The organism is Rhizobacter sp. P5_A1, from assembly GCF_056400745.1.
In genome coordinates this window covers 17,756-31,032 of record NZ_JBFUKR010000025.1, presented here as the reverse complement: position 1 = coordinate 31,032, position 13,277 = coordinate 17,756, and the positions used below count along the sequence as shown (strand labels likewise).

The 13,277-nt window shown below is 69.2% G+C and carries 12 protein-coding genes; 9 read left to right on the top strand and 3 right to left on the bottom strand.

What is annotated here, in order from left to right; translation table 11 throughout:
• Positions 1–24: 24 nt before the first annotated feature.
• Both AC1DTW_RS22150 and AC1DTW_RS22145 read right to left on the bottom strand, forming a co-directional pair.
• Positions 25–1,458, bottom strand: coding sequence for an ELWxxDGT repeat protein (locus AC1DTW_RS22150; RefSeq protein WP_477983556.1), 1,434 nt, complete (start codon positions 1,456–1,458; stop codon positions 25–27).
• Positions 1,455–2,459, bottom strand: a complete 1,005-nt coding sequence (locus AC1DTW_RS22145; RefSeq protein WP_477983555.1) for a ThuA domain-containing protein — start codon at positions 2,457–2,459, stop codon at positions 1,455–1,457. Before AC1DTW_RS22145 ends, AC1DTW_RS22150 begins: the two co-directional genes overlap by 4 nt.
• 224 nt (positions 2,460–2,683) lie before the next feature.
• On the opposite strand from AC1DTW_RS22145, the gene AC1DTW_RS22140 reads away from it, so the two are divergent.
• Positions 2,684–3,433: an IclR family transcriptional regulator gene (locus AC1DTW_RS22140; RefSeq protein WP_477983554.1), complete on the top strand. Its 750-nt coding sequence runs from the start codon at positions 2,684–2,686 to the stop codon at positions 3,431–3,433.
• Between the two features lie 83 nt (positions 3,434–3,516).
• A complete protein-coding gene (locus tag AC1DTW_RS22135) occupies positions 3,517–4,527 on the top strand; it encodes a TRAP transporter substrate-binding protein (protein WP_477983596.1) in 1,011 nt (336 codons plus the stop codon).
• Between the two features lie 45 nt (positions 4,528–4,572).
• Here the strand turns inward: AC1DTW_RS22135 and AC1DTW_RS22130 are convergent, their stop codons facing one another.
• Positions 4,573–5,385 (bottom strand): IclR family transcriptional regulator, encoded by an 813-nt coding sequence (locus tag AC1DTW_RS22130; protein ID WP_477983553.1) that lies wholly within the window; start codon positions 5,383–5,385, stop codon positions 4,573–4,575.
• A 186-nt stretch (positions 5,386–5,571) separates the two neighbouring features.
• Here AC1DTW_RS22130 and AC1DTW_RS22125 point away from each other — a divergent pair, with 186 nt between their 5' ends.
• From AC1DTW_RS22125 to AC1DTW_RS22095, 7 genes are read left to right on the top strand one after another with little or no spacing between them, the layout of a single operon-like run.
• On the top strand, positions 5,572–7,062 hold the full coding sequence (locus tag AC1DTW_RS22125; protein ID WP_477983552.1) for an aldehyde dehydrogenase: 1,491 nt from the start codon (positions 5,572–5,574) through the stop codon (positions 7,060–7,062).
• Between the two features lie 3 nt (positions 7,063–7,065).
• Complete coding sequence (locus AC1DTW_RS22120; RefSeq protein ID WP_477983551.1) at positions 7,066–8,271, top strand: CaiB/BaiF CoA transferase family protein; 1,206 nt, start codon at positions 7,066–7,068, stop codon at positions 8,269–8,271.
• Positions 8,268–9,122, top strand: a complete 855-nt coding sequence (locus tag AC1DTW_RS22115) for a citryl-CoA lyase (RefSeq protein ID WP_477983550.1) — start codon at positions 8,268–8,270, stop codon at positions 9,120–9,122. The genes AC1DTW_RS22120 and AC1DTW_RS22115 overlap by 4 nt, the downstream gene beginning before the upstream one ends.
• Before the next feature lie 29 nt (positions 9,123–9,151).
• The gene (locus AC1DTW_RS22110; RefSeq protein ID WP_477983549.1) at positions 9,152–10,915 is read left to right on the top strand and encodes a thiamine pyrophosphate-binding protein; all 1,764 of its coding nucleotides are present in this window, start codon (positions 9,152–9,154) and stop codon (positions 10,913–10,915) included.
• Positions 10,916–10,926: 11 nt separating this feature from the next.
• Complete coding sequence (locus tag AC1DTW_RS22105) at positions 10,927–11,298, top strand: hypothetical protein (protein ID WP_477983548.1); 372 nt, start codon at positions 10,927–10,929, stop codon at positions 11,296–11,298.
• Positions 11,299–11,303: 5 nt separating this feature from the next.
• The gene (locus AC1DTW_RS22100) at positions 11,304–11,873 is read left to right on the top strand and encodes a TRAP transporter small permease (RefSeq protein ID WP_477983547.1); all 570 of its coding nucleotides are present in this window, start codon (positions 11,304–11,306) and stop codon (positions 11,871–11,873) included.
• A 12-nt stretch (positions 11,874–11,885) separates the two neighbouring features.
• A complete protein-coding gene (locus AC1DTW_RS22095) occupies positions 11,886–13,166 on the top strand; it encodes a TRAP transporter large permease subunit (protein WP_477983546.1) in 1,281 nt (426 codons plus the stop codon).
• Positions 13,167–13,277: the final 111 nt, after the last annotated feature.

The window sequence follows — 13,277 nt, the reverse complement described above, 5'->3', positions numbered from 1 at the left end:
GCGTTTTCTTTTGCGCGCCGGATCTCAGCGCAAGCGCGCTTCGAGCGCTGCGCCGATCAGCGACACGCTGCCATCGGCCGCGCGCCGCCAGAGCCGCTCGTTGCCGTGGCCGTCGTCGGCCACGAACGCGACCGCATCGCCCCAGCGCGTGAAGCGCAGCGGCACGCCGTCGCGCGCGCCGGGCGCCAGGTCGGCCACCATCGACGTGCCCGCGGCCGTGCCGTCGGTGGACCAGGCTTCGACGCCGTGGATCCCGTCGGTCGCCGAGAACCACAGCCGCTCGCCGATGCGCGTGAAGCGCGCCGGCGCCGACCCCGCGGCGCCGGGCGCGATGTCCTTGACCAGCGTCGTGCCGGCGGCGCTGCCGTCGGTCCTCCACAGCTCGACGCCGTGCTCGCCGTCCGTCGCGGCGAAGTACACGAGGCCACCGAGCTCCGTCATGAAGCTCGGCAGCGAGTTCTGCGGGCCGGGCCGGATGTCCTTCACCAGCGTGGTTCCGGACGCCGTGCCATCGCTGCGCCAGAGCTCGATGCCGCTCTTGCCGTCGTTGGCGGCGAAGTAGAGCGTGCCGCCGGCGACCATCAGGTGGCTCGGCAACGAGCCCGCGTCGCCGGCGCGCAGGTCCGCGACCATCACGGTCCCGGCCTCGGTGCCGTCGCTCTTCCACAGCTCGACGCCATGCACGCCGTCGTCGGCCGTGAAGTACAGCGTGTCGCCCAGCGCGACCAGGTGCTCGACCTTCGCGTCCGCCGGCCCGGGGCGGATGTCCCTGACACGGCGCGTGCCGCCGCGCGTGCCGTCGGTCACCCACAGCTCGTGGCCCGATGCGCGCTCGGTGGCGGTGAAGAAGAGGCGCCGGCCCACCGGCGTCAACTGGCGCGGCACGGCGCCTGCGCCGCCCGGCTCGATGTCGCTGACGCGAACCGTCGAGCCGGCGTCGCCTTTCGTCTTCCAGAGCTGAAAGCCGCTGCGGCCGTCGTCGGCCACGAAGTACAGCGCGTCGCCCCAGGGCGTCATGCCATGCGGCGTCGATCCGCCCTCCCCGGGGCGAATGTCGGCGATGCGCACGGTGCCTTGTGCGCTGCCGTCGCTGCACCACGGCTCGAGGCCCGACACGCCGTCGTCGGCGGCGAAGCAGACGCGCTCGCCGAGCATCGCATGGCCGCTCGGAAACGAGCCCCGGAAGCCGGGGCGGATGTCCTTGACGATGTGCGTGCCGGCCGGCGTGCCGTCGCTCGTCCACAGCTCCTGCCCGCGCAGCACGTGGAAGGCCGAGAACAGCAGCCGGCCGCGCACCACCGACAGGCCGACCGGCGAGACGAACGCGAGCGCCGCGCGTTGCTCCGGCAGCACTTCGCGCGGTGGCGCGTCGTCTTCCATGGCCTGCGCGAGGCATGCCGCTGCCGCCGCGAGCGCCAGCGCCGTCCTGACGAGGCGCCCGGCCACGCGCCGGATCACTGGCAGAACGGCTTGTTGCCCATCGCGGACAGGATGCCGCCCACGATCAGCTTCTTGAACTGCGCCTGGCCCGGGAACGACGAGCCGTCGGTGAAGGCGTCGCGGTCGTGGCCCAGCGTCGTCAGCCAGGCCCGGCCGCCGTCGTAGTACTGGCACCAGGCCACCGGGTGGAAATCGCCGTGGCCGGGGTGCGTGGTGCGCCGGGTCGCGAGCGTGGTCTCGTCGACGGTGGCCAGGAACTTCACGTTCGTCGGGTAGGGCACGAGGTTGTACCACTCGTCCTTGAACGCGAAGCTGTCGGGCACGCCGGCGGTGGACGAATCGCCCTTGCCGACGATGTGCACGACGCCGTCCTGGAACTGACCGTGGTCGTAGTAGTTGGCGTTGCCGAGCAGGCCTTCGTAGTACGACCAGTTGTACTCGGTGCCGAAGGCGTTGTGGATGCCGACGAAGCCGCCGCCGGCGCGCATGTACTGGCGCAGCGCGGTCTTCGCGGCGTCCAGGTGCGCACCGGTGGTGGTGTTGACGGCCGAGGTGGGCGCCACCGCCGTGCCGTGCTTGTGCAGCGCGTCGCGGCTGGTGCTCACGAAGATCACCGCCTTGTACTGGTTCAGGTTGCTGATCTGCGTGACGTCTTCGGTCCAGTCGGCCTGCACGCCTTGCTCCGCCATCCACTGGATCAGCGCGCTCTGCGCGACATTCGACGCCGACAGCGGCGGGTTCTTGCCCGCGGCGAGCGCCGGGCCGAGATTGGCGTGGCGGGGCCCCGCCGTGCGCGAGTAGATCAGCACCTTGTTCTGGCGGCTGTCGACCCACGGGTGGTAGCAACGCGAATCCGTGCCGCGGCAGACGTTGTAGGTCGGGTCGAAGTTGTCCTTGGCGCCGGGCGGCGCGTTGCCGTTGGTGGGCTCCGCCACGCTGGGCTCGGCGTGCGCAGCGCCGGCGGCAGCCAGCAGCACGGCGGCCGAAGCGATGGCCGTGCGCAGAAGTTGTGTTGTCATCCTCGTTGCTCCTTGCGGTTGATCTTGCGGGGGGACTCGCGGTCGATGTGCCGGTTCTGTGGAATAGAACGACGTTTTGTTTTGCACCGCGAGGCGAGTATTGAGGCGCATCGATTCGAAGTCAATCGGGAGGCGCCGAGGGAAAACCCGCTCGCTGACCGGCTGCGCCGGCATCACGATTCTGTTCGACAGAACAGCAGTCTGTTTCCAGCGAGACCTCGCGAATGCCCAAGCGATCAGCCGTTCCTTCCCTGGCCGACGAGCACGCCTCCGCGGGCGGCTCGGCGGCCGTCGACAAGGCGCTCTGCCTGCTCGCGCTGTTTCAGCGCGAGCGCGGGCAGCTCACCCTGATCGAGCTGGCCGAGCGCTCGCGCCTGTACAAGAGCACCGTGCTGCGTCTGCTGACGTCGCTCCAGCATTTCGACCTGGTCCAGCGCCAGCGCGATGGGCGCTATCGGCTCGGCCCCGAAGTGGCCCGCCTGAGCGCCGTCTATGCGGCGTCGTTCTCGCTCGACGCCGTCGTCATGCCCGTGCTGCGCGAGCTCGTCGCGCACACCGCGGAAAGCGCGTCGTTCCATGTCCGGCAGGGCACTCACCGGCTGTGCCTGTACCGCGTGGATTCGCCGCAGCCGGTGCGCGACTCTGCCAAGGCAGGCGACCTGATGCCGATCGGCCGCGGCGCGGGCGGCCGCGTCATCCTCGCCTTCGAAGGCGCCGCGGGCGAGACCTACGATCGCATCCGCGCGGGCTGCGTGGCCGTGCTGCGCGGCGATCGGGTCCCGGAGCTGGCGGGCATTTCGTCGCCCGTCTTCGGCGCCGACGCGAGCCTCGTCGGTGCCGTCACGCTGACCATGCCGAGCGGTCGCCTCGATCCGCGCACGCAACCGTCCTTCGTCATCGATGCGGCGGCGCGCATCACCGGCCGCCTCGGCGGAACCTTCCCCGTGCGGAGCCGCCCTCCGGATGTTCCCTAGTGACTTCGGAAGGCCGGTCATCCAGAATTCGAAACGTCGTTCTGCTGCACGCAACGATCCATCACCAAGGAGCCCCCGTGAACATCCGCCTCTCCGCTCTCGCCCTCTCACTGCTCGGCGTGCTCGCCGGCGCCGCCTTCCAGGCGAACGCCCAGGACATCCAGGAGCGCACGATCCGCTTCGGCCACCTGAACAACGCCGACCACCCGATGAGCATGGGCGCGCGCAAGTTCGCCGAGCTCGTCGCGGTCAAGAGCGGCGGCAAGCTGGTGGTCAAGGAGTACCCGGCTTCGCAGCTCGGCAACGAGTTGCAGCAGCAGTCCGCGCTGCAGGGCGGCGTGCAGGAGATGACGGCCCCGGCGCCGACGTCGCTCGCCGGCATCGTCAAGGAATTCGGCCTGCTCGACTTTCCGTTCATCGTGAGCAATTTCAAGCAGGCCGACGGGCTGGTCGACGGGCCCGTCGGCAAGGCGCTGCTTGCCAAGCTGCCGGAGAAGGGCCTGGTCGGGCTCGCATTCTTCGATCTGGGCTTTCGCAACATCACGAACAGCAAGCGACCGATCACCAGGGCCGAAGACCTCGAAGGCCTGAAGCTGCGCGTGATTCCGAACCCGGTCTTCCTCGAGACCTTCAAGACCTTCAAGGCGAATCCGGTTCCGATGCCGTTCGCCGAGCTCTACCCGGCGCTCGAGACCCGGGCCGTCGACGGTCAGGAGAACCCGTTCTCGGTGATCCTCTCGAACAAGTTCTACGAGGTGCAGAAGTACGTCAGCGCGACGAACCACGTGTATGCCGCGAACATCATCCTGGTCGGCAAGAAGTTCTGGGACAAGCTGTCGCCGACCGAGCAGAAGATCCTGCAGGACGCGGCGACCGAGGCGCGCGACTATCAGCGCATCGTCAGCCGCGAGATCGCCGGCAAGGCGCTGGCCGAGCTCAAGGCCAAGGGCATGCAGGTCAACGAACTGGCGCCGGCCGAGACGGCACGCATGCGCCAGCTCGTGAAGCCGATCCACGACAAGTTCTCGGCCGAATACGACCCCGCGCTGGTGAAGGTGTTCCGCGCCGAGCTCGAGCGCGTCAACGGGCTCTGACCGCGGCCAAGGCGCGAGGCCGCCGCGATGTGCGACTTCGGCGACTCAGTCGGCGGCGCCGACGGCCCGGCTCGCCGTGCTCTTGCGGCGCGTGGCCGCCTTGCCGGCCGCCGGCCTGGCGGCGGCGCGGTCCTTGGCGCGTGCCGGAATGATCCAGCCGGCGAAGGCCGGGGCGTTGATGTCGCCGCCGAGCGTGCGCGTCAACGACTGCGCGTGCTTGTAGAGCGCCGGAACGATCTTCGCCTCGCCGAGCGCCTCGATGCGATAGCGCGGGCCCGAGACACTCAGGGCGCCGACCAGCCGGTCGCTGTGGCCGAACACCGGGCAGGCCACGGCGGCGATCTCGGCGTCGCGCTCGCCGTACGAGGCCGAATACATCGTTTCGCGGATGCGGTCGAAGCGCTCGCCTCGCGCCCCCGAAAAGGCGCGCAGCACGTGGCCGGCGGCGCCGCTGGTCATCGGGAAGCGATCGCCTTCGTGCACCGAGTCGCGCACCGAGCGCGACGCGTCGACGCGGTGCAGGACCACGCGATGATCGCCGTCGGCGATGTAGAACGAGACGCCTTCGTGCAGCTCCTCGGCGAGTCTGCGCAGCACCGGCGGGACGATCTCGGTGGTGTTGAAGTGCTTCTGGTACAGCGAGCCGAGGTACAGGACCTTCGCGCCGAGCCGATAGCCGCCGTCCTCGGAGCGCAGCACGTAGCCGAAGCGTTCGAGCGACTTGGTCAGGCGCAGCACCGTGCTCTTGTACAGGCCGGTGCGCTTGGACAGCTCGGCCAGCGAGGTCTTCTCGTCGGTGAGCGCGTCGAGGATGGTCAGCGCCCGGTCGACTGCGGCTACTCCGCCGTCATCACCCATTTCATGCTCCCCGCCAGTTCGTTCGTGAGATCGAGTCTAGCAGCGGGCATCGGCACGACGCGGCCGGCGACAGGGTCATCCGCCATCCGGACGTACCCGAATTGTTTCGAAAAATAGAATTGCGTTATGCTAGATGGAACGACTGACCCGACGGAAACGACCGGGCGAAATGACCGGACGAAAGACATGCCCTCGAATCGCGAGCTCCCCCATTACGACCACTACATCGGTGGCCGCAGCGTTTCCCCCGCATCGGGTGAATACCTGCCGACGGACGACCCGTTCAGCGGCGAGACCTGGGCCCGGGTGGCGCGCGGCAATGCGGCCGATGCCGGCGCCGCGGTGCAGGCCGCGAAAGCCGCCTTCGAGTCGGGCGCCTGGCCGGCGCTGACGGCGTCCGAGCGCGGCCGCTTGCTGTGGAAGCTGGGCGACCTGATCGTCGCCAACGCGCAGCGCCTCGCGCAGATCGAGCAGCGCGACAACGGCAAGCTCGCGACCGAGGTGGTCGCGCAGGTGCGCTACATGGCGGACTACTTCCGCTACTACGCGGGCCTCGCCGACAAGGTCCAGAGCGAGGTCATCCCGACCGACAAGAAGGGCGTCTTTGCCTACACGAAGTACGAGGCGAAAGGCGTCGTGGCCATCATCACGCCCTGGAACTCGCCGCTCACGCTGACGAGCTGGAAGCTCGGGCCGGCGCTGGCGGCGGGATGCACCGCGGTGGTCAAGCCCTCCGAATTCACCTCGGCATCGATGCTCGAGTTCGCGGCGCTGTTCAAGGAGGCCGGGTTTCCCGACGGCGTCGTCAACGTGGTCACCGGCTACGGGCCCGAGGTCGGCGAGGCGCTCGTCACGCATGCCGATGTCGCGCACATCGGCTTCACCGGCGGCACGGCGGCCGGCAGGAAGATCTACGAGCTCGCGGCGCGCCACCTGAAGACCGTGACGCTCGAGCTCGGCGGCAAGTCGCCCAACATCGTCTTCGACGACGCCGACCTCGACCAGGCCGTCAAGGGCGTCGTCTCGGGCATCTTCGCGGCGTCGGGGCAGAGCTGCCAGGCGGGCTCGCGGCTGCTGCTGCAGGAGTCGATCCACGATCGGTTCGTCGAAAAGCTGGTGGCCTTCGTGCGCACCGCGAAGCTCGGCGATCCCTCGCACCCGGACACGCAGGTCGGCCCGATCGCGACCCGTCCGCAGTTCGAGAAGGTGCTGGCGTACATCGAGATCGCGAAAGGCGAAGGCGCCACCTGCGTACTCGGCGGCAAGAGCCGCCCGGACCTCGGCGCGGGGCAGTTCGTCGAGCCGACCATCTTCACGAACGTGCGCAACGACATGCGCATCGCCCAGGAAGAGGTGTTCGGCCCGGTGCTCGCGGTGATTCCGTTCAAGGACGAGGCCGATGCCGTGCGCATCGGCAACGACGTGAAGTTCGGCCTCGCTGCCGCCGTGTGGACGAAAGACCTGCGCCGCGCGATGCTGCTCACCGACAGGCTGAAGGCCGGCACCGTGTGGGTCAACAACTACCGCGCCACGAGCTTCACGTCGCCGTTCGGCGGCTACAAGGAATCCGGCATCGGCCGCGAGTCGGGCACCGAGACGATCAAGGAATACCTGCACACCAAGTGCGTGTGGATCTCGTCCGACCTCGACGTGCCCAACCCCTTCGTCCGGCGCTGAAAGATGAGCAAGGCACTGGCCGGCATTCGTGTCCTCGACCTGACGAACGTCCTCGCGGGACCGTTCTGCGCCTATCAGCTGGCGCTGCTGGGCGCCGAGGTCATCAAGGTCGAGGTGCCCGAGTCGGGCGATCTGGCACGTCAGCTCGGTGCGGACGCCGACCTCAACGCACGGCACATGGGCGCCTCGTTCCTGGCCCAGAACGGCGGCAAGAAGTCGATCACGCTGAACCTGAAGACCGCGCAGGGCAAGGCGGTCCTGCGTCGTCTCGTCGAGTCGGCCGACGTGCTGATCGAGAACTTCAGGCCCGGCGTGATGAGCCGGCTCGACCTCTCCTGCGAGAGCCTGCGCGAATCCAGTCCGGCGCTGGTCTATTGCGCGATCACCGGCTTCGGGCAGCACGGGCCGCTGCGCGACACGCCCGCCTACGATCAGATCATCCAGGGCCTGTCGGGCATGATGAGCATCACCGGCGACGCCCGGTGCGCGCCGCTGCGCGTGGGCTACCCGGTCGCCGACACCATCAGCGGCATCACCGCGGCGTTCGCGATCACCAGCGCCCTGCTGCGGCGCCAGGCGACCGGGGAGGGCGCCTTCATCGACGTGTCGATGCTCGATTCGGCGCTCGTGACGATGGGCTGGGTGATCTCGAACTACCTGATTGCCGGCGTCGAGCCCCAGCCGCACGGCAACGACAACTTCACGGCCGCGCCGTCGGGCACGTTCCGCACGCGCGACGGGCTGCTCAACATCGCGGCGAACAAGCAGGAGCAGTTCGAGGCCCTGGTGAAGGCGGTCGGTTGCGAACGGCTCGCCGCCGATCCACGCTTCGCGCAGCGCGAGAGCCGCAAGGAGAACCGCGCGGCCCTGACCGACGCGCTCGAGGCGGCGCTCGCCGCGCGCAGCGCGGTCGAGTGGGAGGCCGTGTTCAACGAGCTCGGCATACCGGCCGGCCGGGTCGTCTCGGTGCCCGAGGCGCTCGGCTTCGAGCAAGTGACGGCGCGCGGCCTGCTGCAGACCTTCGACGAGGTCGACGGCGTGGCCGGCCGGCCGATCACGGTGGCGCGGGCGGGCTTCAAGATGTCGGGGGGCGATCCGGCCGCGGCCACGCCGCCGCCGGTGCTCGGGGCGCACACCGCCGAGATCCTCGGCGAGCTGGGCTACACGCCGGCCGAACTGGCCGCATTGCGCGAGGCAGGGGCGATATGAGCGTGAGCGCCAAGAATCCGCAGCAGGTGCTCGAAGAGGCGCAGGCCTGGTGGTCCACCGAGATCATCGACATCGAGCCCGGCCGGATCGCCGTGCGCGGCTATCCGATCGAGCAGCTCATCGGCGAACTGCGCTTCCCGGAGATGATCTGGCTGATGCTGCGCGGCGAGATTCCGGCCGCGCCGCAGGCGCGGCTGCTCGAGGCGGCGCTGGTGGCAGCCGTCGATCACGGGCCGCAGGCGCCGTCGATCGCGATCTCGCGCATGGCCGTGACCTGCGGACTGCCGATCAACGGCGCGATGGCGTCGGCGATCAACACACTCGACGACATCCACGGCGGCGCCGGGCAGCAGTGCATGGAACTGCTGCAGCGCATCGCGGCCGATGACCGCGACATGCCCGAAGAAGCCAAGGTCGAGCAGGCGCTGGACCGCCACATCGAGCAGCACGGCAAGGTGATCCCCGGCTTCGGGCATCGCTGGCATGGCGTCGATCCGCGCGCGGTGCGCCTGCTCGAGCTGGTGCGCCACGCGCAGGCGGACGGCACGGTCGCCGGCCGCCACGCCCGCATCGCGGTGCAGATCGAAGCCGCGCTGCAGCGGCGCAAGGGCGTTCCGATCCCGATGAACATCGACGGCGCGACCGCGGCGATCTATTGCGAGCTCGGCTTTCCGGCGCCGCTCGGGCGCGGCCTGTTCATCCTGTCGCGCTCGGTCGGCATCCTCGCGCACGCCTGGGAGCAGAGCCAGCAGGGCGGGCGCATCAAGGGGCCGATGCCGCAGAGCATTCCCTACCGCTACACCGGCCCGAAGCGGCGCAACGTGGAGCGCATGCCTCCATCGAGCACTTGACGATCAACCCATTCAGTTCAGGAATTGCCATGACCCGGGAACTCATTTCGAAGCAGCTCGTGCGCTACCTGGAGCGGCGCGGCGTGGAGCATGTCTTCGGCCTGTGCGGCCACACCAACATCGCTGTGCTGGCGGCGATGGAAGGCAGCCGACTCAACTTCGTCAACACGCGCCACGAGCAGGTCGCCGCGCACATGGCGGACGGCTATGCGCGCGCCAGGCACACCACCAGCGTCGTGCTGTCGCACCTCGGGCCGGGCCTGACGAACGCGTCCACCGGCGTGGCGAACGCGGCGCTCGACTCGATCCCGATGGTCGTGATCGCCGGCGACATCCCGAGCCACTATGCCGGCAAGCATCCGCATCAGGAAGTGAACCTGCATGCGGATGCGGCGCAGTTCGAGATCTACAAGCCGTTCGTCAAGCGCGCCTGGCGCGTCGACCGCGCCGACCTCTTCCCCGAGATCCTCGACAAGGCCTTCCAGCTGGCCGAGAGCGGTCGTCCGGGCCCGGTGCTCGTGTCGGTGCCGATGGACATCTTCTCGATGGAGGTCGACGTCGCGCTGTTCGAGCGCCTCGAGCGCCACACGAGGGCGCTGCACAAACCGTCGCTCGACGAAGTCGTCGCCGAGCGCATCGTGCGCACGCTCGTCGACGCGAAGGCGCCGGTGATCCACGCGGGCGGCGGCGTGATCCTCGCCGATGCCGCGCAGGAGCTCGCCGAGTTCGTCACGCAGCTCGCGATCCCCCTCTCGCACAGCCTGATGGGCAAGGGCGTGCTGCCCGACGACCACCCGCTGACGCTCGGCATGACGGGCTTCTGGGGCACGGCCTTCGTCAACGGCAAGACCCGGGGCGCCGACTGGGTGATGGGCGTCGGCACGCGCTTCGCCGAGGCCGACTGCAGCTCGTGGGAGCCTGAGTTCACGTTCAGCTTCCCGCCCACGAAGCTGATCCACATCGACATCGACCCGAGCGAGATCGGGCGCAACTTCCCGGTCGAGATCGGTGTCGTGACCGACCTGAAGCAGGCGCTGGTCGTGCTGAACCGCGTCGCGAAGCGCCTGTACCCGAACGGTCGCCACAACGCGGCGCTGGTCGACGAGATCGCGGCCTACCGCAGCGCGTTCCGCCAGTCCAACGAAGGCCACATCCGCAACGACGCCTTTCCGATGCGCCCGGAGCGCATCCTCGCCGAGTTGCGCGAGGTGCTGCCGCGCGACGCGATCATCACGACCGACGTGGGCTGGAACAAGAACGGCGTCGGCCAGCAGTTCCCGATCTACACGCCGGGCAGCATCCTGACGCCGGGCGGCTTCGCGACGATGGGGTTCGGCGCCCCGGCGGCCATCGGCGCCAAGCTCGCCTGCCCGGACAAGGTGGTCGTGGCGCTGGTCGGCGATGGCGGCTTCGGCCAGAACCCGGCGATGCTCGCGACCGCGGTGGAGCAGGGCGTTGCCGTCGTCTGGCTGGTGATGAACAACAACGCGTACGGCACGATCGCGGGGCTCGAGAAGGCGCACTACGGGACGACCTTCGGCACGGTGTTCCGGCGCAACGGCGAGCCGTACCACGTCGACTATGCGGCGCTGGCGAAGGCCTACGGGGTCGATGGCATCACGATCCGCTCGGCAGCGGAATTCAAGCCGGCGCTCGAGCGCGCGATCGCCGCGGGCCGGCCGGCGGTGATCGATGTCGCGATGCTCAACGAGCCGGTGCCCACCGCCGGCCACTGGAACATCAACGACATCTACTCGCCGGGGCGCAAGGTGTCGCACGTGGCGATCGAGTGAGCGAGGCCGCCATGATCATCCACTCCCGTCAGAAGCGCTGGACGCCGCGCCACTGGTGCGTCGTCGGGGCGGCCGCGGCGCTGGCGCTCTCGGTCACGTGGTGGTTCTCCGACGCCGGGCCGCCGGCGCGTCGGGGCGCGCCCAGGGCGGCGTCGTTGCCGTCATCCGCCGAAGGAGCGCGGCGCGATGCGCCCGTCTCGGCGCTCGCGGCGCCGGCCGCCGCGCCACCTGTCGAGAATCCATCGCAGGTCGCCGCACCCTCCGGCGCCGCGTTGTCGGTGACCGTGGCACCCGGCGTGCACATCACGCCGATGAGCGTGCCGCCCGGCACGCTGCCGAAGCCGGCCGGCCCCACGCCCAACGATTCCGAGCCCGAGAACTGAACGTCATGATGAACCGCTTCGTCGATCGATATTGCAAGGCGCTCGATGCGCTGATCGCATTGCTGCTGGCCGCGATGGTGCTGCTGGTGTTCGGCAACGTGGTGCTGCGCTACGTCTTCAATTCGGGCATCACGGTCTCCGAGGAGATGTCGCGCTGGATGTTCGTCTGGCTCACCTTCATCGGCGCGGTCATCGCGGTGCATCGGCATGCACACCTCGGCACCGACGCGCTCGTCGGCCGCCTGCCCGCAGGCGGCAAGCGCGTCTGCCTCGTCATCGGTCACCTGCTGATGCTGTGGATCTGCTGGCTGCTGCTCCAGGGCACGTGGCAGCAGGTGCTGATCAACGCGAGCGTGACGGCGCCGGCGAGCGGCCTGCCGGTGGCCATCGTCTATGCCGGCGGCCTGTTCTTCGCGGTGTCGGCGGCACCGCTGCTGCTCATCGACCTGCTGCGCGCGATCCGCGGCGAGCTCAGCGACGACGAGCTCGTGATGATCCAGGAGTCCGAAGACATGACGCGCCTGGCCGACGTTGCCGACCGCCCCGCCACGACCTCCGGCCGTCAGGCCGCCTGACCGAGCCGCACCATGACCATTGGCATCTTTCTCGGCTCACTGTTGCTGGCGATGGCGATCGGCATTCCGATCTCGTTCGCGCTGCTCGCCTCGGGCGTCGCGCTGATGTGGCACCTGGACATGTTCGACGCGCAGATCCTCGCGCAGAACGTCGTCAACGGCGCCGACAGCTACCCGCTGCTCGCCGTGCCGTTCTTCATGCTCGCCGGCGAAATCATGAACGTCGGCGGCCTCTCGACGCGCATCGTGCGCTTCGCGATCACGCTGGTCGGCCACATCAAGGGCGGCCTGGGCTATGTCACGATCATCGCCGCCTGCCTGCTCGCCGCGCTGTCGGGCTCCGCCGTGGCCGACACCGCCGCGCTCACCGCGCTGCTGCTGCCGATGATGGTGGCGGCCGGGCACAACCAGGCGCGTGCCGGGGGCCTGATCGCGGCGGCCGGCATCATCGCGCCCGTGCTGCCGCCCTCGATCGGGTTCATCGTGTTCGGTGTCGCCGCCAACGTGTCGATCTCGAAGCTGTTCATGGCCGGGATCGTCCCCGGGCTGCTGCTGGCGGTGTCGCTGTGGCTCACCTGGGCGTGGGTGGCGCGGCGGGAGCAGACCACGACCCCGCCGCGTGCGTCGCTCGCCGAGGTGCTGACGGCGCTGCGCCGATCGCTGTGGGCGCTGATGCTGCCGCTGATCGTTCTCGTGGGCCTCAAGATGGGCGTGTTCACCGCCACCGAGGCTGGCGTGGTGGCCGCCGCGTACGCGCTGTTCGTCGCGACCGTCGTCTATCGCGAGCTGAAGCCGTCGAAGCTCTACGAGGTTTTCGTCGTGGCGGCGCGCACCAGCGCGGTCGTGATGTTCCTGATCGCGGCCACGATGGTGTCGGCGTGGCTCATCACGGTGGCCGACATCCCCGCCAAGGCGATCGACCTGCTGCGGCCGTTCATGGACAGCCCGACCCTGCTGCTGGTCCTGATCATGCTGCTGGTGATGGGCGTCGGCACGGCGCTGGACATGACGCCGACGATCCTGATCCTGACGCCGGTCCTGATGCCGGTCGTCAAGGCGGCCGGCATCGATCCCGTCTACTTCGGCGTGCTCTTCATGATCAACAACGCCATCGGCCTGATCACGCCGCCGGTGGGCGTCGTGCTGAACGTCGTGGCGGGGGTCGGCAAGATGAAGATGGACGACGTCACGCGCGGCATGCTGCCGTTCATGGTGGCGGAGTTCGCGGTGATGTTCCTGCTCGTGCTCTTCCCGTCGCTGGTGACCGTGCCGATGCGCTGGCTCACCTCCTGAAACGCGGGCGCTCCCATCGGAGCCGATGTCAGACATCGCCTGCATCAAGCGGCGGCGCAGGCCGGCTGCGCGTTCGGCCGATTGCGCCAACAATGAGCGCTCGCGCGACGG